Origin of the sequence: Streptococcus infantis (genome assembly GCF_047463275.1) — a bacterium.
Taxonomy (GTDB): domain Bacteria; phylum Bacillota; class Bacilli; order Lactobacillales; family Streptococcaceae; genus Streptococcus; species Streptococcus infantis_AF.
Map to the genome: position 1 here is coordinate 105,973 of NZ_JASHEE010000005.1, position 25,705 is coordinate 131,677.

Here is a 25,705-nt window from a genome sequence, read left to right on the forward strand (position 1 = left end):
TGGTCATCATTTCATTTTAGTTCATCAAATTAGTTTTCTTTCGACTTACGAAGGCCTGCAAGACTCAATAATCCCAAAATCATTCCCACAACTGGAAGCATGCTTGCTGCTGATCCTGTGTTTGGAAGTGATGGTTGAGGATTTGGTTTTCCTGGTTTTTCAGGTTTTGGAGGTTCTGGCGTTGTTGTTGTCACTTTCGCCGTCATCTCTTGTAAATTCACTGTATTGATAAAGGTATTTTCAACCTTCCCAGCCGAGATACGTTCCACCTCGATGTAGAAGTCCGCATCGAAGCTACCCTTAACTCCCAAAGAGTTTAAGAAGTCCTGATTGATAACATACGACCATTTGCCTTCTTTTTCGGACCATTTAACGGTCACAATTTTCTTAAGGAAGTTAGGATCAGTATCCTGGTTCACTTCAAACAAGAAGGCATAAGCTGTACCTTTGGCAATCTTGTCACCAGCCTTGACTACTTTACCATCCTTCAGGATGACATCATGTGGCAAGATAAGGTCTTTAGCAGCTGTGTACTCTGTCCCCTTGAAAATCCCTGACCACTTACCTGTGAATCGATCATGAACCACATCCAACTGGTCACTACCGTCATATTGGAAGAGGCTATCGTGCTTAGCAGGCACGGTTACGCCATCTAGTAGATAGCGAATATATTGGCCAATCTGTACTTCTTGACCGTCCAGGACTTTCTTGTTATCCTTTTGGTCCAAAGCGTGTTTCTCTGGCTTCACATCTGGTACTTCAACAGTCACAAGGTTTGACTGATAGCTGTTACCAAAGTCGATTTGTTTAAAGTTATTCTTGACTTTCTCCCCTGCTTTAACCAGGAGTTTAGCTGGGAGATCAATCGTCACGTTTTTATTTTGTTTCACGTAGTTTTGGTAAAAACTCTTAGAATCCTTCGCTACCCAGAGATAGAACTCTCCTCTAGGTTGCAGGTTCAATTCCTTCAAGATTTTATTGATTGCATCGGTACGTCCTTTGTCTGAAAGCACGTGATGCATGTCAAACAAGCTTTTTACGTCTTTACCAGCAGCAGTCATTTTGATATTGCCTTGATAAACTGAGAATGCACCATCTTGAACATCATCCAGGATAGCAAACTTCTTACCAAGTGCTTGTGCTGAAGCAAGAGTTTTGGTGTATGGACTATAATCAGTCACCAATCGGAAGGTCACGTTGCGATCAAATGTTGTTGCACCGTTGATATCCTTACCAGAACGATCCAAAACAGCTTTGACTGGTTTTGGTGGTTTTGGTGTTTTGGTGGTAACAGTGTTTGAGTACACCTCGTATTTATTCACTAACACTTTATAAGTGTTGTCATAAAAACCTTTATCATAGATTGGCTTCCAGGTAATTACAGGAGCTGCTAGACGCTTCCCTTCGTAGGTTGCAGTAAAGGTATACGTATTCTTTCCTGCATCATAGGCAACGCCCCATCCTGCTTTCTCTGCAGCTGCTTTCGTCACAGTTACATCAGGAACAGCCCCAGCTTCGAGTGGATCAATGATGGTAATCTTGTCACCTTTTTTAAGGTTAGCATAGATATTATCATGATGCAATGTATAAAGCTGAGTAGCATTTTTAGCTACTGTTTGACCGTTTGTATTGGTCTTATCTGTATCTGCTACAGATTTGCGGACAACTGGCTTATACTGCAATTTGTAGCCGTGATAGCTTGCAGATAATTTCTGATTTTTGGTTTCAGAAAGAGTTTTAAGCGCCAAGGTTGGCTTAACTGGATTCTTCGCTTTGACCAATTCAGCTGATACAGGTTCTGGCTTAACTGGATTCACGGTTGTTTTAGTAATGGTTGCAGTAGCTGGAACTTCAACAACTGGCGTTACAACCTTCGTATTCAAAGCGAACCAATAGGTTTGGCCATTTGGATTATCTGGTCCATCCCATTGGATAAATTCGGTTGTGAAGGCTGTCCCTTTCTTGAAAACACCAAGTGCAGCGCCCTTGTATTGGTAAGGTGAGTCAGATGTATCCCAAAGATGACCCACATCTTCTTGGCGGTTGTAGTCTTCAGCGTAAACATAACCATAATTCTTGTTATAGGTTACAGTTGAGCCGTTAATTTCAACATGAGTTCCGTTAATGGCTTTCGCACCTTCCCAACCAATAATATTATGGTTGAGTGAGGAATAGGTCAGGGTTGCAGGAGTCTTTTCACTTGCTTGGAAGGCTACTTCTTTCCCATCCACATTGTAGTAGTAGGTATCCGTAACCAAGAAATTCATGTAGTCTGCTGCTCCACCAGCTCCATCATTACGAGCTACTACGAATCCTTCTGTTGGATCATTCAGGACATAGACATCATTCAATCCTGTCTTCCCTTGATTAAGAATCTCGAATTTTCGATGGATACGAGAAATATCATGCTTTTTACCATCCGCAGTTGAAACAGTCAAACCTTTCAGATTAGTGTAGTCAACTTCTGTTTTCCATCCAGTGCCAACATCCTTGTATTTCAAGATTTTAGTTGAGTCAAGAACTCGAGTATACCCTGATGTCCCATTTGATGAGGCAATGTAATCTTTAGTAGTTACATTCGCTCCTGAAGCAGAGGACTTCATTGTTGCTTCAGGATTTGCTGTCGCAACGCTGAGGGCTTGCAAGACTACTTCTTTTGTGTACCCTTCTGTACTTGTTTTAGATTGAAGTTCATTGTATTTCTTCTGCCAGTCAGCTTGTGCTTTCTTAGCCTTGTCATAAGCTACTTGGTTTTGTTTCCCAATTTGCTTAGCTTCATCAGCTGAAGAAATTTCTTGGGTTTTAGAATTGAGAAGTACACCAGATTTTTTCAAATCCGCTGATTTACGATCAGCATCTTGATTGACTTGATCACTAGCATTCTTCTTCTCTGTGTAGGCAGCCATCAGGGATTTGTTAAGCTCCACTTTGCCTTTTGCTGCTGCAATAGCTTGTTCATTTTGTTTCTTCAATGCTTCGACTTCTGCGACTGAAGAGACTGTACGTGTAACGACTTTAACGTCAACCTTTTCTTTCTTCAGCTGTTCAGATGCGCTTTCTACCGCTTTGTTTAGAGTAGTAGCTTGTTCAACAGTAGCATCATACTTAGATTTTTCATCTTGGTATGTTGTTACGGCTTGTTGGTTATCTGACAAGACCTGTTTAGCTGTTTGAGTAGCTTTCTTGTTTTTGTCTGCTGAACCATCTGTAGCAGTCGAACTGTCATTCGTCACTGAGACAGTTGTTTCCCCTCCATGCTTGGCTTTTTCATCAGCTACAAATTTATTGTTAGCGTGAATAGCTTCCTGTGCTTCCTTGAAAGCTTCGTTGTTTTGAACTTGTTTTGTAGTTGTAGCTTCAAGTTCCTGAACTTGTTTATCCTGATCTTGTTTAATCTCAGACTTAGACTGTTCAAGTTTTGGAGCAGTGGTATCTGTTCCCTTATCAACAATCTGAGTTTCAGAAACGTTCACCCCTGCTTCTTTTGCTTTTTCAGCAGCCTTTGTAACTGATCCATTATCAATCGCTACAGACTGGCTTCCTGTTGCTTTACCAGCTTGTGTAGCATAAATGTTATTGTCGTTTTTGCTTTCAGGCTGAACTGCTTCATCCGCAAATGCTGAACCTGCAGAGAAGACTACAATCCCTGCAACTGCAATTCCTGATACTAGGCCTTTAGCCCATTTTTTCTTACGGAAATATCCGTGTCCTTGTGTTTTTTCTGTCATTTTTCTTTCTCCTTCACTTAATTAAAATAGTTTCTTCTTGTAGACGTAGCTGACTGCCGTCAACAACATTCCACCGATTGCACCCAGAATGCTTTCTGCTGTCCCTGTATTTGGGAGTGTTTTGAGCTTGCCATCTTTGTCAGTAACAGAGATAGTCTTATCTTCGTTAACTGTTCCGCCAACTTCTTCTGGAGCCACTACAGAACCATCCGAAAGGACTACGTTACCATTTTGAGTGCTGACAATTGCAACTCCTGTATTTGTTTCAACAGGATCTTTTATCACATCGTGAACCACCTGTCCTGTTGAGCTTGAAGTAGTTCCAATTTGTGACTTACCTTGCTGGTTCGCTTGATCAGTTGTTTTTGGCTTTTCAGCTGGGACTCCATCAAGGCTACCTGCATTATCCTTGTCCTGTGGCTTGTCTGAAGGTGCTGGTTTATCTGTTGTCACTCCGTCAAGACTTCCTGCGTTGTCTTTGTCTTGTGGTTTATCTGATGGTGTTGGTACACCATCAAGGCTACCTGCATTATCCTTGTCCTGTGGCTGATCAGAAGTTGCTGGTTTATCTGTTGATACCCCGTCAAGACTTCCTGCGTTGTCTTTGTCTTGTACACTTGGCGTTGTTGGGTCAACTGGAGTAACTGAAGGCTCTGTTGGCTGAGTTGCTGGTGCCTCTGTTTCTGTTGAAGCGCTAGGTGTTGTCGGCGTAACAACTTCTGTTGCTGGGGCAGAAGAATCAATCGGTGTAAGCTCGTCAGCTGATACAAATCCAGCTTGTGCAAGTGCGATTGTTGATAGTGCTAGTGTAGCTAAAACTTGTTTCTTGTTCATTTTAATTTTTCCTTTTCTAATTTTTAAGATAATTTGATTCTTTTGGTTCTGTTTCTACAACAAATCCATATTTTGAAGAATCAGAAGCTTTTACATCAAAGGTTAATCTAACGCTAGATGATTTATCCCCTTTTTTGACGGACAAGATATAGGAAACCGTATATTTTTGAGTTTCTGAATCATAATTCAATTTTTCTAAAATAACTGATTGTAAAATCCCTTCTTTTGGTTTGGTAAATTTTGCATCACCTTCAGAAAGAAAATCTACTAGATTTTCTTTTTTGCCCGAGTAATAAGAAGGTAAGAAATGACGACTAAATACATCAACTTCATTTTTCGTTGAGATAAGATGTTGAGTATTTTTTTGTTCCTGATATAAGAAATTTACTTTTTCAGACTGGCTTGATAGTTGAGCGAAAGCAAAAAATACACCAACGATATTTACTACTGCAAGCACTCCTAAAAAACCTAAGAATAGATAAAATTTCTTCAGAGAAACTGATTGCTTTTGAGATACGGAAGACACAACATCTGTTTGTTCCCTTGCATTTGGAGCAGGTGGTAGGCGATTGGGTTGTGAAACAGCCATCGTCTCACCTTCAGCTGGGAAAATAGGAAGAGAAGAATCAGACAATCCCATACTTTGTTTATATACAGGATAAATCTGGTTCTCAAAATACTCCCTTTTTTCTTGATAGCTGTAATTTGCAAATTCAGAGCGAGTAAGTATCGCTTGAATGAGGGGAAGCAAGAGGTTTTCATAGTCTTCAGTAATCAGAAATGGACTAGCGTAAACCTCTCCTTCTGTTACCACGCTTTTCCCTTCCAGATGGGCGATTGCTACTTTTTTCAGCTGAAACTGACCATACATCTGTTTCAACTCTCTAAATAACAACTCTGCCTGTTGAAATGTTAGGTAGGGGAAATTTTTTGAAATCCGCTGAGAATAACCTGAACTATGATCCAATACATCGATGATAGCAAGTAACTCACTATCATCCTCTGGACCTCTTCCATCTTCCCAGGTAATTTCTAGAAATAGATCATCTGTAATCGTACAGCGACCTTTATTAAAGAGTGAAAAAGCCATAAATCACCACCCCTTAACTTTTCACGAACTCAAAAATCCATTCAATAATACTTGGTCCCGCTGAAACACCAATAATTGCAATTGCAATTGATACCCAATGTTTTTTCATTGAGGCTTTTAACTCCCGTCCACCAAACGCATAAATGAGCGAGGTGACAACGGCAGCTAGACCAAATAGCGCAACACTGACTAGCTGAACTTTTGTAATTCCTTGTTTTGCCAAGTTATCCGACTTAACAAATGGATCGTCCGCATACACGGTAGATCCTGTTAGGAATAGGGAAAGGCTCAATAAAAACATCTGTGATTTTGTTTTTACTTGCTGAATTTGTCTTGTCAAATAATTTTTCATAGAAATCCTCCTTTGTTTTTTTGACAACGTTAGTATAATAGATAATTGAAAAAAATTTTTTAAAGGGACAATCATTTTTTTAAGGTGAGTTTTAAGAAAATAATGCTTCACCAAATGACGTATTTTCAGCTTCGACCTCGAATAATATTTTTCTTTTGTCTTCACGGTGATACTCATCTGGTGCATCACCTTCTACCCAAAGATGGAAATGATACTCTTGGTTGGGATCAGATAAGTTCAGAAACTCTTTAGAAATTAAAGGAAGTACTTTATGCTTAATCACTCTTTCAAGTGGCCGTGCACCGTCCTTTATATTTGTTCCTACATCCAATAAATAAGTAACCAAACTTTCTTCGTAAGAGAGAGTCAACTTTTTATTCTTCATTCTTTCTTGAATTTCTGATAGCTGTTTGACAATAATTTCCTTATTCACTTCCTCGTCTAACATGTTAAAAATCAATTTATATTCAATTCGATTGAGAAATTCTGGTCGGAATTTAGTCTCCAACTCCAACGTCATGCTCTTTTCAAACTGAATTTTATCCCTATCGGTTAGCTTTTTAAAATTCCCTTTCAATTCGTACTGCTTAATAATTTTTTGAGAACCAATATTCGTAGTAATAATGACAATCGTATTCTTAAAGCTCACTTGCCTTCCAGTTGAATCAGTCAAACGTCCTGCATCAAGTACCTGCAAAAATAAATCTACAACTTCCGAGTGTGCTTTCTCCACCTCGTCGATCAGAATAACGCTATAAGGTTTCTGTTTAATCTTCTCAGTCAATTGACCTTTCGTTCTAGTTTGACGATCGCCAATCAGCTTTGTGATATCTCCCTTTTGTTTATACTCAGACATATCAAAGCGAATGATTGCATCCTCATCATCAAACATCCCCTCTGCCAATGCCAGGGCAAGCTCTGTTTTCCCAACTCCTGAAGTTCCTAAAAACATGAAGGAAGACAAGGGCTTTCTTTGATCCTGTAAGCCAGCTTGTGCAACAGTTATAGCGTTCACAACAGCTTCTACAGCCTCATCTTGGCCTTTAACACGTCGTGACAGCTTTTCTTTTAAACCATCTAGCCTTTCCTTGTCACCTTTCAAAATCGTCGTGACAGGAATACCTGTTTTATTTTTCAGCACCTCTGCAATTTCTTGCTTACCTACATGGCCTAACCCATTTGTAGAACAAATTGTCGCTGCTTCATCTATTAAGTCAAAGGCTTTATCAGGTAAAAATTGATCAGGTATGTAGCGAACAGATAGAAGTACAGCTTGTTTTACAGCATCGGAACTAATAGACACCTGGTGAAATTTTTCATAAATAGTTTTAGCTTGTTCAAGAATTTCAATCGCTTGAGTAGTTGTTGGCTCATCAACTATAATTGGCTGCATCCTTCGCTCTAGCGCTCGATCCTGTTCGACATACTCATGAAATTCATCTAAAGTAGTTGCGCCAATCAATTGCATCTCACCACGTGACAAAACTGGCTTTACAATATTTCCAGCATCCAAAGCGCCCTTATCTGAACCACCAGCACCAACAATAGTATGAAATTCATCAATAAAGAGAAGATTCTCTCCTTTGGTTTCTACCATCTCCTCAATAATTTTTTTAAACTTAACAATAAATCCTCCATCCTCATCTGACATTAAGCTAGATAGTTCCAGAGAACGCACGGTCAAATTTTTTAATTTTGGAGATACCTGGTTTCTTAAAATGGCTAAAGCAAATCCTTCAACAATAGCTGTTTTTCCAACTCCAGCTTCTCCTACCAAAATAGGATTATTCTTAGTTCGCCTGAGAAGAGTGGTCTGAACAGCTTCTACTTCTTTATCACGTCCGTACACCTGATAATCTTCCGCTTTTTTTGAAACTTTTTCTGTCAAATTATCTGTATAACGATCTAAATAGGGTGTTTTTTTCTTTTCTTCAGTAGTCACACTTAGTCACCTCTTTCTTTTACTTCCTTGATTTGAAGAGTGAGCTTATCTTTTATCGCATCCACAAATTCTCGTGGATTGATTGTCCCTTCTCCAATCTGAGATAGAAACATTTCCCAGCCTCCTGTTGTCTCTGGATCAGAGAATTCATTGTCATAGAGATAATTGATAAGTAGATAGGCCTTATTGGTGGGAGTTAGTTGACCTGTTTTTTTATCTTTAACAACATAACCCTTACTTTGAATTTTTTTAATGATTTCTCCTCTAGTGGCTTGTGTTCCCAAGCCATATTTAGGAAATATTTGGCCAATCAATTGGCTTTCAGTTAGTCTTTTAGGTGGTTTCGTTTCACCCCCTACAATCTGAACCTGCGTATCAATTTTATCTCCCACTTGATAATCAGGAACTTCAACTGGACCTCGTACCTTTCGTGAACTCCATTCAGCCCATCCTAATTTATGAAGCGTTCTACCCTTTGTTTTAAAAACAAGACCATTATTTTCTACTTCAATTGTTTTGGTTGAATAATAACAATCATCCGCAAACATCAAGATTGCCTGCTTCACAACTGCTTCATAAATCAGTCGTTGGTCAGTTTTTAAATTTGAAAGGTTTGGAATTCTTTCAGTCGGAATCAAGGCTGAGTGGCTTGTACCAGATACTTTTTCATCATTGACATAATCTTCTCTAGGCTCCAGAAACGCTGGCTGAAAATGACAATTAATAGCTTTTTGATAGGCAGATAGATTTTCTTTTAAATCGTTAAACTCAAATTGATTGATGTATTCTGAATCTGGTCGTGGATAGGAGAGAAATCCTTCCAAATATAGTCCCTCAACAATGCTCTCTGTTTTATCTGAGTCAAATTTCCAAGCACTTGCTGCAAAACTTTGTAATGCAGACAAGGTAAATAATTGTGGAGCTGATTTCTGATGATTTTCTACCTCAACTGAAGAAATAACAGAGGTGGTTGATAATCCCCTTGAAGAGGCCAAAATAACCTCACTATCCTTAGTTTTGTCTTTTGTGGTGAAAAATACCCCATTTTTCTTATCCTCCAACTGAAGCTTCCAATATTTTTCTGGAGTAAAGTTGCGAATCTCTAAATCATTCTCACAAACTAGTCTGACCGCTGGTGTTTGAACTCGGCCAACAGATAGATGGCTACCTTTTGTTCGAGGGAGTTGCCCTCTTGCTTGAAGATCAATCGTTGCAAGAGGTGATAAATTCATGCCTACCAACCAATCGCTTTGTGCACGTGCTTCAGCTTCTAAATAGTAATTATAGGTTTCTGAAGGTTCCTTCAATTCCTGAAGAGCTTTTTGAAGAGTTTTCTTTGTCATGGAGCTTGCCCAAAGACGTTTCCAAATTTTCTCCTTGCCTCCTGGTATATGCGATAAAATAGAGTACGCAATCCGCTCTCCTTCTCTATCAGCATCCGTCCCAATAATCACTTGATCCGCTGCTACCACTTCATCATAGATTCTCTTAAATTTTTCTCTCGAATCCTTGTCCTCTTTCAGATGTTGCTTAAATGAAACATTTGTAAGAGGTAATTTATCAAGCGACCAATTGTCTGGTTCACTATATTCAAATAGGTGCCCTTCAGCAGCCACCACATGTACTTCAACTGGAAAATAGGGTGACTGCCTAATGACATAGACACCTTTCTTTTTTCTAAATTGTCCCAAAGCTGTAGCGTAAGCTTCTGCCTGTTTCTCTTTTTCAGCCAGAACAACTATAACCATATCATTCTCCTTCTACTTCATTTTCTGTCATTGTAATCTATAATTAAAAAATATTTTGTAAAGGGACATTGACACAGAATACAACGAGTTCATATCAAAAAACAACACAAAAAGTTATATAACTTTTTACACAAAAAAGAGGCTCAAAAAGAGCACTCTTTCTAGACTTTAAGCCCCTTCTTTGGGCTTTGGATAAAATTTTGATTCTGTACCACCTGTCTGTTTAACTGGTAAGGTTTTGTATGTTGTTCAACACTTTTTACAATCTTTGATACTGTTCCATGAATCCGTTTCATAGATTGCGCTAGTTGTTGATCATCAAGAGATGTCAAATTATCAGTCCAAATTGCCATATAGCGAATGGCTTTCTCAGAGGTATCTAAGCCAAAATGCTTAGAAACGAGATAACTTGTCATCTCAGCTTCAAGTTCTCTACGATCTTTTGAGACATCCTCCTTATACGAATTAGCAAATTTAGGATTATGTAAAGTAGCATGCGCTAACTCGTGAATAGTGGTTGCAACGACTTCCCCAGGAGTATTATCTGGATTCAAAAGTATCTTTTGTTCATCTGAATAAAAAGCTCCTTTCGCACTTCTCAACTCTTTTGCATCGTCTTGATAGATTGTTACCCCAATACCCTTAGCATAGTCTGAAAGCCCTTCAAGTACCTCTTTTGTACGAATATGATCCATATTAAAATCATAGTGACGATTTGGCATCGCTTTGGGATAAAATTCAGGTTTCAAGGTTGTTTGAGATAACTCAAATACTTTATACGTAGCGAATTTAGCTAAGCCTGTGTTTGAATCTCTTTCCTGGAAGAAGCGAGATTTCAATTTTCCTTCTTTCTTTAATGCCTTTTCTTCAGGTGTCGCTTCAGAAAGTCTTTTATATTTTGGATTGCCTTTTCCATTTTTTACCTGATTTCCATTTTCATCCAATACAGGAATCATCTCAACCATCATAGGTCTAAACAAGGTAATATGTGATTTTTCTCCTGTCTTAACCGAAAGATTGTTATGGACAACTTCTCTTGTTCGACCTGTTTTTTTATTGGTATAGGTATTTCTAGTTTCAAATACCTGATCTGAAGTAATCCCAAGAACTTCCCCCATCGATTGCCATTGATTATAGGTTGCGACTGCACTCGCTCCTGGCCACTGTTCCTGAATCAAAGCGACATTTCTAGGTGAGAGCTCTGGAAACTTACTCATAAAATTCAGATACTCTTCTAACCGTTCTGGTGTTTCTGTGTACTCTCTCACTTTTTGGAAAGCAACCTCACTCAATTCATGAGGCGTTAAAGCAGCATAATCAATACTACTTGAGTTTACTTCAGGAGTCTCCAAATCCGAAATAGGTTCCTCTTTCAGAATCTCCTCTACACGCTGAAGCAAATTATTTTTAGTTTCTTGCTTAGAAGATTGAAAAGCTACCGTTTCTCTTGTATCAAGAGTTTGACCTGCTACTTCTTCTGTCAATCGAAATGATTCATTTGCTTCCTGGGAAATTTCCTTATTCACCTCTCTATTTTCCAGCTGAGAAAGAATTTCTTCATCCATCGATGCTAGTTCAGATTGACCGTTGAGTCGACGATATCCTAATCCTAGCATTTGTGAAATTGGTGTAGTCTCATCTCCAATATCATATCGAATTCCCTCTTTGATCACTTCACCACCTGGAGCATAGACATCAAACTTAATTTTGGTAGGAGGGATATAGCCTTCAGTATTGCCTGCTGTTACTTGTTTCATTCCTTCTTGATGAATTGGATAAAAGTCCTGATTGGCCTTATATAGCTCCCTAGCGAAATCTTGATAAGATATCAGCTCTGTCTCTTTAAATGGCAATATAGGGCTTTCTGGGCGTTCCTCAGACCATTGAAGGCGTACATGGTAGTTTTCCTTATAGATATGATCTTGTATCCATTCTTTATAAAAATCTGAATTTGTATCTAGGAGATGATCTTTCCCAGCGGCTGCAATAATCTGATCAAATCTATCATTGTACTGTTTTGCATAGTCAAGATACTGATTCCATGCCTGATGAAATTCTTCTGGAGTTTTTGAGATGTCACTAGGCACGCCTAAATTATAGACAGTATCTAAGACTTGAGTAAACTTATTCGCATCAAGTAGGGAGTTATTCAGTGTATTCTCTGGAGCTGGTGGTTCAGGTTCTTCAGAAACCTCCTCATACTGCTTATTTTTTAAGATAGATAACATTTCCTCGCCACCATCTTTAACATATTCCTCATTAATCGATAGCTGTTCAATCTGGCCATCACGTTCACGGAATACGCCAAGAATAGGTGTTTTATCTACCGTCTCCAGTTCCTTGGTAAGTTTTGTCCGAGACTTAAAAACTGATATTGGAATATAGTTTTCTTCCTCTAACTCTTTGAATAACAAGATAATATCTTTATCATCAGACTTTATAAGACTATCAAAACGTCCATCATATCGCCTAAGATCAGTTAAATCATCAAAATAGAAAGATGTACTTTCTGTTGCTACTGAAAGATCTGATAAGACCTTTAGTTTGTCAAAAGCTGCATCATTATTAGCCAATAAAATATTATCAAAATGCCCATTTCCTTCTGCAAAATCATGTAAAGTTTTCTCGGGTGTCTGCCCTAATGCAATTGGTTTAATTCCTGTTAGGTGCATGAAGTGCTTTTCTTCAAAATGAACTTGTACAGTCTTATCAGGGGTAACATAATAAATCTTTGAGTTGGCCAACTCATCCAAATAATACTGTGCTGCATTTTGCAAAGCTAGTCGACGGATTGGACGATTCAATTTAGTTAATTCATCTAAGGAAATAGAGTGATAGTAGCCATCGTTACTTGACTGAAACTCTTCATTTATGGTAAAATAAAGTAAATGAGAGGATGTCGTAGGACGACTGGTAACAGAGCGTTCAAAGGTGCCAGCTTTTGGTACGGGTGTGGGACTGCCTTCAGCTTCGGGCTGTAAAGACCCCAGACTACCACTGGTCCTCTCGTTTTTTTGTTGCTCAAAAATCATATCTAGCTCTTGAGATTTCTCAGGGGCTTTTTCTTTTTCTTCTGAAGCCTCTATTATCTTAATGGGATGAGTCTCAAAACGTGACATCAAGTTATCCAATAATTCATGATTTAAAACCACTTCTCCCTCTTGCTCATCCAAATAGTGAAACAATGTATTTGGTGTTGTCACAAAACCATGGGCAAAGTCTCTTGTTCCCGATTCAATCAATGGATACTCCAACATTCGCTCAACCGATTGTGATAGATTATCAAGTGTTCTTTCACCAAAATAGACGCCGAAACTGTCACTTGAGAGGCTTTCTATCTGCTTGTTGGTATTGTATGCTGCTATTGCAAGTTCACCAATAAATCGGGTTGAAATATCTACTCCCAAAGTTCTCTGATGAGGTTTCAATGCTTGATACAAGGAATCTTGCTCAGGAGTTCCTTTTGTCTTGTATAAATCAATCGTTTGATCATCAATAGAGGTCAAAAGTGAATGAATGGGAGACAACACTTCCATTCGCTTATCATTGAGATATTTGGTAGGATGGCTATTTCCTAACTTCGCAAAGACATCATATAGATAGAAATCTGGGGCAAATTCAATCGATAATTCTCCAGATTGAATCCGATTATTTAAACTCTTTGTTAATGCTTCATTTTCACGTTTTACCTCTTCATAGCTCATCAATCTTCCAGCATTCTCCTCTATATTCCTAATAGACTCTTGATCGCCTGGAGAATGCTTTTCTTCCGCAGCTAGATCTGTTTCAGAGGGTCTAGTTGACTGAACAGAGAAAGAAATATTGTTCCAATTTTCTTTAAGCCACTCCGCATCTTCAGGAGAAAGGTGGCTGGTATCAGGAAAGTGACTTGATTCTGATAAAGTTGCTTCAGCTATTTCTTCATATTCTGATTTTCGACTATCAGATTTTTCTTCACGCTGACTTTTTAGAACATCATTCCAGTCCGTTTTATCTTGCCCTGATCTTAGTTCTGGTAGATCCGAATTGATAACAGCTCCTTTTGCTTCCAATTCTTGAATGAATGTTCTACCTGCTTTATCATTATCTAAAGCTAGGGTGATTAAATCCGCATTTTTCCCATCTTCAAAAAAGTGATGATCAATAGCGATTTGAAGTCCGTCTGCCATTTGTTCAGGTGTCCATCTTAGTGGTTTTCCTGAAATTTCAGCTTGAATTTGAGATAGATGACGGCCAATAGTCGATTCTTTCAAACCATCCATAGAAACTAATCTGACGTCCTGAAGACTATCCTTGTGCAATTCATAGTAGGACATTAAATCAATTGGACTCTCAGTGAAAATCAATCGTTTTGGACTGCCAATATCAACATGAATACCTGTCATAGGATCGGAGTTTTTCATAATCACTTTAGCATATCCATGTTTTGGCCACTTCTCCCAATTCTCCTGGATTCCTTGTAAAGAGGCTCCAACAACTTCACCTGAAGAAGAAAGGGACTTGAAGACAATAACTGGCTCAATCGCATTTGTTGTGACTCCACCAGTGCCTTCCGCAAAGTAGTCAAGTTTGGCGTTAGCTTGGGCTAAAACACCTTGTTCCAAAAAATAATCAATTGTTTCATCTGATAGTCCACGTTGATTCCGCAAGTGATCTCGTCCAGCTGAAAACGGCTGCTCGTATTTCTCAAGATAGTATTTAAAATCTTCTTGAGGTCTTTCAACCATTTGAAACTCTTTAAAATTTCCATCATTTAAAAAATCTACAGACTGGTTAAAATCTACTTCCTTTATTGTCTCAACCAAAGAAATCGCATCACCACCTGTATTTCTAGAAAACCATTTCCATAAATTTTTATCAGGTGAAATAACTAGGCTATCATGTTCTTTCCATCGATAGTCTCGTCCAGAACGAACCAGCTCCATCTGAAGCTCGTTTGCAACATCCAAAATATCTCTAGAACGTGCAAATTCAACACGTTCTCTACGACTTTTCCCACGTCTTGATTCTTGTTCTGTCATATAAAATCTCCTTAAAATCCTTCATACTGTGGTTTATACGGCTCTTTCTCTGCTTGTAGAAACGTTTCTGGATCTAAGTGAACCAATTCCCCTACTGAAAAAGATTCAAATAGCTCAGAATTTTCCTTAAAATCTAGAACCATTTCTAAATCAGAATTTCTTCCTTGACCCTCAAAATGCACTTGCTTGTTATCAGCATTCATTGCCGTAATTAACCATTCGGCTGAGAAATCAAAGTCTTCAACTGCAACATCTGGAAATACTAGCTCCATTTTTCTACTCCTTTCTCTTTTTATCCTTCTATTCTATGTAATAATCGAGAAATCACAGTTAAAGGGACAATAGATTTCCATTTTCAACAAAAAAAGTCATTGCTTTTACAATGACTCTTATATACTGTGTCCCTTCTCCTCCAGTTCTTGTCTCTCATCACTTCTCTCACGTTCCATAAGGGCTTTTTTATTTGCACGTTGGGCTCTTTGAAGAGAGTTGGTCAAGTTTCTCATAAAATCTGTATTGATGAGTGCTTTACCTTGAGATTGTTGGGTATTTTTTCTTTGCAAGACCTTTCTTTCTTGCATTTTTTGTGAAACAGCCTGAGCTAACTGACTTTTCTGGTTACTTTCTTCTTCCGGCAACAATTTTTGATAAAGTGATTTGAGTTCAGAAAATCCTTTCGCATTCTCCTGTTTTAATTTTTTAACAGTAGCTTGATCAGTCGTTTGTGAAATTTCCTTGTTTCGACTGTAAATCTGATGTTTCAGCTGAAAAATAGAGATATGGGTCTGTAGCTCTTCTATATAGCTATCTTTCGTCACAGGATAGCCCTTTAGAATAGTCAGCACTCCTTCATCTTGAAGAGGTTGAACTGCCGCTAATTCTCCCTTCAGACGTTTAATTGGTGCTTGAATTGCTAATAAATCAGCCTTTTCTACTGAAAATGAAACACTATCTTCAAACTGGTTAGCAAGAGATTGTTTTAGAGATTGGTCTGCTTCACCTAGTTTATAATTTGGGGTCAGTTGCAATTCAGTCAGCTGCAGTCTTTGAAGAATCTCCTTCTTTTTTAATTCAACAAATGGCTTATCCGTTTCAAGTGGTTGAATTTGATCAAAGAGAGTTTTACGAACTAATAAACTACTTTGTTTTTCTTCCAATAAACTCAATTTCAATGCATAGCGAAATGTTCCTAACTCCTGGCGTTCTTTCAATGATCGATCGCTTTTCTTTTTAGCCGCTTCTACAAGATCTTTCAAATCAGCTGAAGAAAATAGCGACAAGTCTCTTAAACTAAGTTGCTTCTCCAGTAAGTCTTCTTTCATTTGACTCACATCATAAACTAATTCCCTAACATATTCAGGACGTCCCAAACCTGTTCCGTGTTTATCATAAGCAGCATAGACTGGTTTTGTGATTTCAATAGGTTTTGCTCCATCTTTCAAATCATAACCCAGTTTTTTCCAGGCATCTAGTGTTTTGATGACACTTGCGTTAGGATCCTGGGCTAAAATTAATTTTTGATTCTTTACTGAGAAATTGGCCAAATTTTTTTCCAGCCGAACGTCAGCTATTTCAGGAGCATTCTCACGAAATAGGTGCAAGATTCTATTTGCTAGTCGTTCTCTCAACTCTTTTTCTCGATTCGCTATTAATTGCTGCAGATGATAGCCTGCAGCCTCCTGTTGTGTTTTCTCAAAACGACCATCAACTTTCCGAATCTTTTCGTAGGTTGATTTTTTTTCAGCTGAATAAGCTCCTCTATAGGTTTCTAGGAAGTCCTTCGTTTCTTTCAGGAATTCTTGATAGAGCTCTTTCCCATCATTTTCTAAATAGGAATCCAGATAGCGGTCGATGAAGAATTTACTGACTGCAAAATCTCTTGCATTTGATCCATAACGCCATTTTTTATCCATAGGCAAATGATTATAAGCCTGCTCCAAAAAATTTTTTTCAGCTGAAGAACGCACCTTCTGATCTCTAAATACAGAATTGATCAACTCACTTCTGATATTGGCCAAGATTTGTTCTCGTCGAACAATCATTCCTCTAGTCTTCTCATTCAACAGACCATGAAAAACATCACTTTTAAAACGCTCAATGGTTTTCTGGGAAAAGTTACCTCTATATTCCATTCGTCCACGAGGTCGATAGAAAAATTTATCTCTTGCAGATTCAACTTCAGATAAACCAAAATGCACATGAATATTATCTGTGTTCAAGTGAATGTTAGCCCACCAAAATGATGAGTCGGATAATCCTTCTTTTTCAATCAACCTTGGCAATGCTTCACGTATGACCGACTTGATAGCTTGCTGATCAACTTTTCCAGTTTCTAAATCGTATAGTCCTTCATTGGCCAGAAAATCATTATCAAAAGAGATAACACCTTGCCATAGAAGAGAGCCATTTTGATAAGCCTGTTCTAACTTACTTTTCAATTCAGTTACTTTGCTACGTTGCAAGTAATTGGTCTCTTTTGTAAAAATCGCTGTCATCTCTTCATTTTGATTTTCAGTAGCATAAGAACGATTCATATAATCGATGTACTCCTGGAAATTAAGTTTTGTTTCTGGGACTTCAGCTTGGATTTTTTGTAGTTCATCTTCAGTTAGAGACTCAATGTTTTGTCTGTGCGTTTCTAAATTTAATTCATTATCAACCTCAACAGCTTCGTCTCTATTGGTGTAGTCTACAAACCCACTATTTGCTTCTGTATATTGCAGCATGAAGGTAATACTTGGACTAGACTCACTCACTTCCTACTTCTCCTTTCAATTAATGAGAATGTTTGATAGTTTGACCACGTGCAATATCTTCTTGAATGACATCGTTGATTCTTGCCATCAATTCATGCTGTGTAGGATCCAATCGTGAATGAATAGATTCCAATTCTTGAACATCAAAATCATCTTTCGTAATAGCATGAAAGTTGGTTAGTGTTAGATAGAGAATTTGATCAAGTTGACGATGAATTGCCTTGTTGTCATTTCCAGAATCAAAGGTATCCCCCAAATTTTTTTCCAGCTGAGTCAGTCGCTCATAGAAATTTTTTCCTTCTCCTAATTCAATAAAAAGTTTATAAAAAACTTCAATCAAAGTGACAAGTGTTGCTGAATTATTTCGATACTGTTTCTGCAAAGCAGATGATTCTTTCAAGTAGGATTTTATTTCCTTAAATTTTTCATGTGTTTCTTCGCTAAAATATAAGCTAAGTCTTGGATTCATTTTTCCCTCCTCAAATTTTCTGAGATGATCCTGTCAAATAATTGATTTTATATCCTGGTTGAATATTAAAGATATACACATCAAATGAGATCTCATCATCTTCAATACTCTGTGCTTCCATACGAACTCCTCTAGCAACTAATTCCACATTTCTAAAGATGGGAGTTACTCGATAGCGAACATGGTGGTTCGTATTTTTTATGTAGTTAGCAATTTTATTTTCATAGTAGACCATTGATGATTGTTCATCTTCAAAATTTGCATTTAAAGCACGTGTACCTGTAAATAAATTTTTCGCATTCGCATTTTCTCCACTTAATTGAAAACCAATTAAGTGAGAACGATTATACAAATAATCTTCTTTACCGTTGAAGATTATTTTTTTATTTTTCCACCCTGTTGGTGTGACAGATGAAATAGATTCTCTGTCTTCCGTTGGCATCAATTCTTTTCCCAACATCGCTTCAGCAATTCCTACACGATTTAAAAAATCTAGATCAGAATATTTTTCCCAGCTGCCATTTTCTAAACTCAATTCGCTTTTTGTAAATTGTGATTTTTCATTGACGACAATCACCTGATTTTTTCCATCATACTCCTTCGATTTCAAATCATCATTTTTCAGAGTAGGATTCAAATTTGAGTCGGAATTTTTTTCTTCAGCTGAATCGGCTATGTTCAATTGATTCGGGATATCATTTTGTGTTAAGCCAGATTTGATAGCATTAAAATTGTTAGGTTGTACGATAAAGATTGCAAGAAAAATGAGAATGATGAACAGAGATTTATTCTTCTTCATTTTTAAACACCACCTGACCGTCGTTCAGCTTCAAGTGCAGATACATCATCCATAAAATGTAACCAATTTGTAGTTAGATCATTTACAATATCTTGTTTAACATTTAAAGCTGAAAGAGAAATTTCATTCTTCAACATCAAATCTAAAATCTGACTTTGTTGTTCTTTGATGACAGATAATGTTTCCGCAAATTGGTTATTGTACAAATTCAATCCGTCATTCATTACGATATTTTGAACTTGCGATAACATAAACTCATTAAAGCTTGAATAGTTATATTTTTTGGAAATATCTCGAAGTTGTTCAAACATATCATCAGGTATATTTCTGATTTTGATTTCTTTAGTCATCACTTTCCACCTCTCCTTCATACTCTAACCAACGTGAAATATGATCGCCATAACGATTCATTTTTTCTTCAAATTCAGATAGTATCCTGGTCTGTTTTTTCATTTGTTCCAGAACATGGTCAGAAGCTAATTTCATATTTTCCAAATGAGCAACATACAAATCTTGAGCACGATTAAATTTTCCGTACTCAATTTTTTCACGACAGATTGAGAGCAGAAAATCATTAAATGACTTAGCTTTATTTTTTTCTGCGAGTGCTTTTAGATAATTAATTTCATCATCAGTAAGCCCTCTAATCTCAATTCGATTTTGTTTTATATTTGCCATTGTTTTAAATTTTCCTTTCTAAAAAACAGCGCCCTTCTTTTTTCTTTTGTCGAAGCAAAAGCAAAAAGAAGCAAAAAAGAAAACTTCAACCTCGCAACATCACGAACCGTGTCGGTTCTATTTTTGCGGTTTTTCAACACACTAACACACACAGAGGGACTAAGGTCCTTTTTAGGTGTGTTGTGTTAGAAAAGAGCATAAGGGAAACTGTCCCCACGAAGCGTGTGGAGTTGATAGTATCAACGTTTCCGGTACCGGTAATTTTCTCGGTTTCACCTACTTACACACACACGCTATACTTACCTTTACACACTTTATAGGTGTTATACTTACACCGTTTTTCTTCTTTACATACTTTTACTTACACTATTTTTGACTTCATTGAGAAGTTAAAAACTCAAAAATTAAGACTGATTTTCAGCTGGAAAGTTTCCTTCTTCACGATTTTTCTTAGCTGCTAAACGTTGTTCTTTTTCATCTTCTTTGATAAGGTTTAATTCCATTTTTAACTCTTCAAAAATTGATTCATACGACTGATTTTTATTTTTCTTCAATTGAATTTGAACATAAATTTTACCAATTTGTTTTTGAAGATTCTCTTCTGCTTCTTTACGTTCCTGTTCCAAAAGGGCAACTCTTTTCTTTGCCTCTTCTAGTTGATTATCAATTTTTTTTAAATCATTTTTGGCCATGATTACTTCTCCTTTTTTCTAATTTCGTATTTCTTATTTCCTTAATTTATTTCCTGCAAAGCTGGTAATTTTTTCTTTTATAATTTGGAAGTTGCTCCACAAATCGCCATCTAATTTTTTCAAATCAATTACATAAACTTCATGATCATTTTTCTTGATGGTTAGTGTGAAAGAACGTTCATAAATTTTAATTTCCTGTAGAACGAGGTACATTGAAGAAAACATTTCTCCTTTATACCCTGGATTACTATGATAGGTTATTCCATATTCATCAATATCCAGCGCAACCCTTTTTTGTTTTCTAAGCAAACCTTTTGTACTTGTGAATACAGTACGATGCTTTCTAACTGGTTGATTCTCCCTTGGTGCTAATTTAAGTTGTTCTTTCATTTTTCTGCCTTTCTTTTTTTGATTGATTCTAGTATAAAAGATAACTAAAAAAAATTTTTTAAAGGGACAATCATAAAAAATAAACCCCCTTAATTCAAAAATTAAGGAGATTCATTCTCTTTATTCACTATCGTTTATCTTATCCCACAAGGGTTGGAACCAAATAGAGCTTAACAATGGACGATATAATATCTTTGTCAAAATTGTAGAAATTAAAATACTAAACCATAGTACACTCATGGTATCGTAATAATAAAGAATTGTAGAAGAGTTAAGATTTACAAACCACTGATAAGTAAGAAAGGCCGACACAGTAAGTAAAATATATAGAGTGAAGCAACAATCAATCATTATAAAAAACATTACATGGTAAAGCTTTTTAAAACTTTTCTTTGATTTCATTTCATTTTACCTCACTTTAATTCATTTCTACAGTTTCAATAGGGTTTGAAAATTCAAATGTTCCATCTTTAACTGCCTGTTTTTTCTTGTCCAAAGACTCCAATTTAGCCTTCAACTTTTCAATGTTTTTATAGGCTGTTTCAATGGTTCTATTCTTCGTTTCAATGTTTGTATCCAGCGTAGCAATATTCTTTTGATTGGCTTCGAGATCATCACCTGTTAGATATTTTGCTTCTGCTTGAAGACTCGCTTTTCGTGAATTATCATCTTCAATTGATTCCTTCAATTGAGCAATTGATGTTGTCAATTTTTGAGACTGTTCATTCTGGAAATTGATCTCTTTTTCGATTTCCTGAAGAGTAAATTCTTCTCTGGAGACAACCTCAATAGCTTTGATTTCAAGCTGAGGATTTTGAGGAGTTACAAAAAACTGTACAGTGTCGTCTTCTCCAGATTTCTTCTGAGAAACCTTTTTAGAATCACTGGATGGAGATGAAATATTCACATCAATTGAGCTAGAAGAGACTGTCTGATTCGTCACATCGATCGCAAATGCACCAAAATTCTTCGGAACTCCTTTAATAATAACTGATACTTTATTATCAATGATTGGCACAACATCCATCTCTATTTTTGAGTCTTTATGCTGCGCATAGAGTTTCCATTTCAATCGTTTGGCATCGATGCCCCGATCTATCGAAGTCGTAGCATCTTTCGTCTCAAATTGTAAAACGATAATTCCAGTATCTGGTGAATATTCCTGGCTGACCAGTTTCATCTCACCACTGCCATTCGCAAAAACCTGCTTTGTTTTGAGTTGTTCTGAAGTATAAGTTTGTCTTTGTGGCGAGAAAATTGCTCCCATCAAAAGGGTTAACCAGGTCACAAACAACATTGAGAAAATAACTAGTTTTCTCTTAATAATATTCTCTTGAAACCAAACTTTAGTCTTAATAAATGGTTTCAAAATTGGGCTAGATTTTATCTTTTCAATCCATCGTTTGGATATTTCGATTAAAGTAGACATTTTATTATTCCTTCCTGATTTTTTCATAATACTGATATGTTAAAGAGTTTATATCAGTCTTTTTTTCAGTAGCCCAAATTATAAATAATGATAAAGAAAAAACTATAATAGCTACAAAAATAGTTGCAAACATATCTCTCATTAACTCGACACTTCCAAAATAAAATGATTCAAAGACTGTCATAAAAGAAACTTCTTTTACTCCTACTAATTTAAGAAAAGTTGGACTCATATTAACTAAATTTACAATTACATACGCATTAAATCCTAAAAAGAGATTTACTGATACTAAAACTAGCGAAATAAAACCAGATACACCTCCTAAAATTGCAAAAACTCGATACTTCACATTTGTTGCAAACAACATATCAAAAGTTGATACATCGTCGAAACCTTTTTGTTCACTCGATAGCGTGTAATTTTTTATACCTCTTAAATGTTTGTTAGCTCTTTTTTGCTTCAAACTAGGTGATTTAGTTCTTCTCATTCCTCTTATATCCTTTCCAAATAAATGAAACCTTACTTTTCGGCCAAACACTTTTTAGTAGCATTAAGAACGCCAATGGCAGCCTTTTCGTTTTGATTTCATTTCCGAAGTTATCACATATAGTTATCCTGAAGAGTGGTACGAACCAGATCGCAATCAAGATAGTTCCAACCACGCCATGCGCAATAGCATTTAAAATTTGATACATACTACCTCCTTAAATACAGCCTAACTTTTCAGGTGCCAAATCCAATGTTAGCCAAAGAGCTTCATCATGCGAAATATGTGTTAGTTGTCCTCCCTCATCATTAAAACGATGTAGGGTAAACGTTCCATCTGATAATTTTCCTAAAACAACCATTCCTTCATTTGTCCTAGTACGCCACAGTTCCCAATCATTTTGAAAAGCTGTCTCGGCCCACTTACTCAGTTTTATTCTTTTAGTCATTTATGGCCTCCTGGATCCCTTTCTCATCTGCTACAATCTTTTCCTCTGAATCCCTCAAAGCATATAGATATTTCTTTATTTTTCCCTTACGAATCTTGACGATAGTTGCAGCTTTTTCAACCTGGTATTTTTCTACCAACTTTTGACCTTCTTCTGTCTGAGTGTCAATATAAAATGTAGGATAAGAACCTTTATTGGCTGCATCTACAACTACACTTTTTCCAACCTGACAGTAAGGACAATCTTTTTTATAAAATACTAGATTTACATTTTGATCAAGTACAGTATTCTGGTATTCCTTCTGAGTAAGGTGAGGATTGTAATCTAAGATAAAATAATCTTTATATACCCTATACCCTCCTAGAACTGCGAGACTCACAACTAAAATGATAAGAATAGCCCCTACAGCTAACTTAATGTGTCTAAAAAGCTCTCTCATCCTATTTCCTCCTCATCCATAAAATCAAATATGGATCCTTGAACATAATCAATCTTGGCTAATTCTTTTATTTCTGATTTCAAGTTAGTGAACGTTGTCATCACTTCTTGAAAAAGTAAAGGATCAAATTCCTCGGAATCCAATACACGGACAATTGGCAACATTGGATAGTGATCTCTCAACTCCTCCTGCAGATAATCTGAAATCATTTTATCATTCGAGATAACACTATCTACTCTAATAATCGCTGGAATGCTAGAAATACTCTCCTCGTTTTGATAAAAAGTTAAAGCTACATCTCCTGCAGAAACAGACTCAAATTTTAAGTTATCCGATGAAAGTTTAAAATAATAAGCCAATGGTTCTTGTCCAACTCCTGTTAGGTAGTATCCACGGATAATTTTGAATAACTCTGACATCAACCTGTCTCCTTCCTAACAAACTTTTAGAAGTCTAAACGGAGCTTGATACACATCTGGATAGTGAATCAATCTCTTTTTTCTTTGTTCAGGAAGTGGCTTTCGATAATGTTTTTGAAGATACTGAAATGCTAGTCCCAAAGTATCAAAAACTAAAACTTTATTCTCCCCATTACAAATATAGTCACCTAATTCAAAACTGAAAATTACGTACTTCATTCTTTTTCTCACTTTCTATTTTGGCTAATCATTGCCAGCTGATCTGTCTCTAACTCAGCATCATATCCGTTTTCAAAACGAACTTGTTGACGAATCCCTATAAGTGAGAGAACTAAGAAAAATCCTCCTACAAATATAAGACTAAACAATCCAACTAAAATCAAAATCATATCATTCCTCCTTAAGTTATTTTATATACATGTATATCTTTGTAATAATCGTAGATATAAATGTAAGGCAGTTTACGGGTTTTTAAAATTATCCAATATCAAGTTCAAATAGAGATATTTGTTGTGTTTGTTTAAACCCATCTTTAACCCTTTCTATCACTCTCTGAGTGAACTCTATACTTTCTTCAAAGAAAGTGGCAATATTGGCCATATAAGCTTCCTGACGTTCTTTCTTTACCTGAATAAGGGAAAGTAAGATTGCTTTGATAGAGGCTAATCTGATGCCTCCTCCACGGCCATGTTTGACTGTGAAGAAGATCTTTTGTTCTGTTTTGAGAACCTTCAATACTTTGTCTAATGAGCGCTCAGGAATGTTCAAATTCTCTCGTATCTCTTTTTTTGTCGTCTGAATAAATGGATCCTCAGATTGATAGAAGCCTTCTAAATAGGCCATTACGTCTGTTTTCCATTCATGAAGATGACTATTCTTTCTGTCAGCACGTTTCTTCTTAAACTTGTACCAACGTTGCTTCACAAAGAGATCTGAAGCCTTGAGTTCCTGATTGACCCATGCTTTACATAAAGTCATTACATAGTCACGACTAGCAGCTTCATATTTTCCTGAGTAGGCGCTTGTGATAATCTTATGATATTCAGCTGAAGAGAGTGGTTCGTCTAGATTTGCATTAAAACTAGAAAGAACCTCCTCACACTCTTCCTGATCGATTCCTGAAGAGAAGTTAGCTAAAGCCAGCGTGAAAAGAACGTTGTTTCTTCCCATCAAGGCTTTTCCACCCTTGATATTTCCCTCTCTCATCAACAATTGATACCAGGGTTCATCAATCTGTTTTACCCCTTCAGAACCTGAAATAACTGTCAAATTTGGCTTTTTACTTGGGAAGGGAAGGTCTGATTGCTTCATTGACCAATCTAACCACTCCTGAAACGAATAAGTATAGTCAGCATCAAAGAATTCAACGTTATCAGTTCGAGGAATCCGAGCAATCCCAAAATGGTTACAGGTCATATCTACTGGTAAAGTTTGAGCAAAGTAATTTCTCAAATTTTGAGAGATAGCTTTGGCCACCTTCACCACTCGAAATTGAGAATGAACTGTAACATAAGCTGATTCTGAGAGGACAAAATAGGCTTGAAATCCCTTATCAGATTTTAGAATCAACGTCGGCATAAAACCTAACTCCAGGGAAGCAGTTAAAATATCTCCTGTCGTCATTTCTTCAGCTGAAGAGGTAATATCAAAGTCAATGTAGAATGTGTTAATCTGTCTAAGATTATCTTCAGAGTGGCCACGTGTAATCCGTCGTCCAGCATCGCTATAGCTTCCATAGCAATATACGTTAGGGGTCCAGTGTGTAAACTGATCCTGATTCTCCAGCAATGATTCGATAGAGGTTAAAACAACACCACGTGCCTTCACCATATTCGCTTTTGAACGATAAGCAAATACAGAGCCTCGTCTTCCTTCTTCAGCTGAAGAGATGAGATGTAGATGACTATTCTTAAATTTTTGTGTTCTTAATCCGTCTTTTGTGATGATGGATAAGCATTTTAATAAATCAATCTTTTTCATGGTT

24 protein-coding genes are annotated in these 25,705 nt (G+C 36.9%); all 24 read right to left on the reverse strand.

Going from position 1 to position 25,705, the window contains the following annotated elements:
- Positions 1–29 precede the first annotated feature (29 nt).
- The gene (locus tag QM923_RS08310) at positions 30–3,728 is read right to left on the reverse strand and encodes an SspB-related isopeptide-forming adhesin (protein ID WP_414291510.1); all 3,699 of its coding nucleotides are present in this window, start codon (positions 3,726–3,728) and stop codon (positions 30–32) included.
- Positions 3,729–3,749: 21 nt separating this feature from the next.
- Positions 3,750–4,562: an LPXTG cell wall anchor domain-containing protein gene (locus QM923_RS08315; RefSeq protein WP_414291511.1), complete on the reverse strand. Its 813-nt coding sequence runs from the start codon at positions 4,560–4,562 to the stop codon at positions 3,750–3,752.
- A gap of 16 nt (positions 4,563–4,578) precedes the next feature.
- Entirely contained in the window at positions 4,579–5,652 is a 1,074-nt protein-coding gene (locus QM923_RS08320; RefSeq protein ID WP_414291512.1) for a hypothetical protein, read from the reverse strand.
- A gap of 13 nt (positions 5,653–5,665) precedes the next feature.
- On the reverse strand, positions 5,666–6,004 hold the full coding sequence (locus QM923_RS08325; protein ID WP_414291513.1) for a conjugal transfer protein TrbC: 339 nt from the start codon (positions 6,002–6,004) through the stop codon (positions 5,666–5,668).
- 91 nt (positions 6,005–6,095) lie between these two features.
- A complete protein-coding gene (locus tag QM923_RS08330) occupies positions 6,096–7,946 on the reverse strand; it encodes an AAA family ATPase (protein WP_044021389.1) in 1,851 nt (616 codons plus the stop codon).
- Between the two features lie 2 nt (positions 7,947–7,948).
- A complete protein-coding gene (locus QM923_RS08335; protein WP_414291514.1) occupies positions 7,949–9,694 on the reverse strand; it encodes a type IA DNA topoisomerase in 1,746 nt (581 codons plus the stop codon).
- 161 nt (positions 9,695–9,855) lie between these two features.
- Positions 9,856–14,715 (reverse strand): PBECR4 domain-containing protein, encoded by a 4,860-nt coding sequence (locus QM923_RS08340; protein ID WP_414291515.1) that lies wholly within the window; start codon positions 14,713–14,715, stop codon positions 9,856–9,858.
- Positions 14,716–14,726: 11 nt separating this feature from the next.
- Positions 14,727–14,987 carry a hypothetical protein gene (locus QM923_RS08345; protein ID WP_044021393.1) on the reverse strand — a complete coding sequence of 87 codons (261 nt, stop codon included), beginning with the start codon at positions 14,985–14,987 and terminating at the stop codon, positions 14,727–14,729.
- Positions 14,988–15,104: 117 nt separating this feature from the next.
- Positions 15,105–17,441, reverse strand: a complete 2,337-nt coding sequence (mobP2, locus tag QM923_RS08350; RefSeq protein ID WP_414291552.1) for a MobP2 family relaxase — start codon at positions 17,439–17,441, stop codon at positions 15,105–15,107.
- A 49-nt stretch (positions 17,442–17,490) separates the two neighbouring features.
- Positions 17,491–17,940, reverse strand: a complete 450-nt coding sequence (locus QM923_RS08355) for a hypothetical protein (RefSeq protein WP_216732924.1) — start codon at positions 17,938–17,940, stop codon at positions 17,491–17,493.
- 10 nt (positions 17,941–17,950) lie between these two features.
- Entirely contained in the window at positions 17,951–18,739 is a 789-nt protein-coding gene (locus tag QM923_RS08360) for a DNA/RNA non-specific endonuclease (protein ID WP_061409477.1), read from the reverse strand.
- 2 nt (positions 18,740–18,741) lie between these two features.
- Positions 18,742–19,089 (reverse strand): hypothetical protein, encoded by a 348-nt coding sequence (locus QM923_RS08365; protein WP_414291516.1) that lies wholly within the window; start codon positions 19,087–19,089, stop codon positions 18,742–18,744.
- On the reverse strand, positions 19,082–19,417 hold the full coding sequence (locus tag QM923_RS08370) for a hypothetical protein (protein ID WP_049493995.1): 336 nt from the start codon (positions 19,415–19,417) through the stop codon (positions 19,082–19,084). The genes QM923_RS08365 and QM923_RS08370 overlap by 8 nt, the downstream gene beginning before the upstream one ends.
- A 404-nt stretch (positions 19,418–19,821) precedes the next feature.
- A complete protein-coding gene (locus QM923_RS08375; RefSeq protein WP_084939918.1) occupies positions 19,822–20,109 on the reverse strand; it encodes a hypothetical protein in 288 nt (95 codons plus the stop codon).
- 33 nt (positions 20,110–20,142) lie between these two features.
- On the reverse strand, positions 20,143–20,499 hold the full coding sequence (locus QM923_RS08380) for a hypothetical protein (protein ID WP_414291517.1): 357 nt from the start codon (positions 20,497–20,499) through the stop codon (positions 20,143–20,145).
- Between the two features lie 418 nt (positions 20,500–20,917).
- On the reverse strand, positions 20,918–21,928 hold the full coding sequence (locus QM923_RS08385) for a hypothetical protein (protein WP_261053604.1): 1,011 nt from the start codon (positions 21,926–21,928) through the stop codon (positions 20,918–20,920).
- A gap of 4 nt (positions 21,929–21,932) precedes the next feature.
- Positions 21,933–22,415 carry a hypothetical protein gene (locus QM923_RS08390; RefSeq protein ID WP_414291518.1) on the reverse strand — a complete coding sequence of 161 codons (483 nt, stop codon included), beginning with the start codon at positions 22,413–22,415 and terminating at the stop codon, positions 21,933–21,935.
- Entirely contained in the window at positions 22,402–22,623 is a 222-nt protein-coding gene (locus tag QM923_RS08395; protein ID WP_000284342.1) for a hypothetical protein, read from the reverse strand. The genes QM923_RS08390 and QM923_RS08395 overlap by 14 nt, the downstream gene beginning before the upstream one ends.
- Before the next feature lie 9 nt (positions 22,624–22,632).
- Positions 22,633–22,863, reverse strand: coding sequence for a hypothetical protein (locus tag QM923_RS08400; RefSeq protein WP_130897386.1), 231 nt, complete (start codon positions 22,861–22,863; stop codon positions 22,633–22,635).
- The gene (locus QM923_RS08405; RefSeq protein WP_414291519.1) at positions 22,856–23,302 is read right to left on the reverse strand and encodes a thioredoxin family protein; all 447 of its coding nucleotides are present in this window, start codon (positions 23,300–23,302) and stop codon (positions 22,856–22,858) included. The genes QM923_RS08400 and QM923_RS08405 overlap by 8 nt, the downstream gene beginning before the upstream one ends.
- On the reverse strand, positions 23,299–23,721 hold the full coding sequence (locus QM923_RS08410; RefSeq protein WP_001292118.1) for a hypothetical protein: 423 nt from the start codon (positions 23,719–23,721) through the stop codon (positions 23,299–23,301). Before QM923_RS08410 ends, QM923_RS08405 begins: the two co-directional genes overlap by 4 nt.
- Positions 23,722–23,736: 15 nt before the next feature.
- Entirely contained in the window at positions 23,737–23,940 is a 204-nt protein-coding gene (locus QM923_RS08415; RefSeq protein WP_000878299.1) for a hypothetical protein, read from the reverse strand.
- An 8-nt stretch (positions 23,941–23,948) separates the two neighbouring features.
- The gene (locus QM923_RS08420) at positions 23,949–24,110 is read right to left on the reverse strand and encodes a hypothetical protein (protein WP_000600808.1); all 162 of its coding nucleotides are present in this window, start codon (positions 24,108–24,110) and stop codon (positions 23,949–23,951) included.
- An 88-nt stretch (positions 24,111–24,198) separates the two neighbouring features.
- Positions 24,199–25,701 carry a primase C-terminal domain-containing protein gene (locus QM923_RS08425; protein ID WP_414291520.1) on the reverse strand — a complete coding sequence of 501 codons (1,503 nt, stop codon included), beginning with the start codon at positions 25,699–25,701 and terminating at the stop codon, positions 24,199–24,201.
- Between the last annotated feature and the right edge of the window lie 4 nt (positions 25,702–25,705).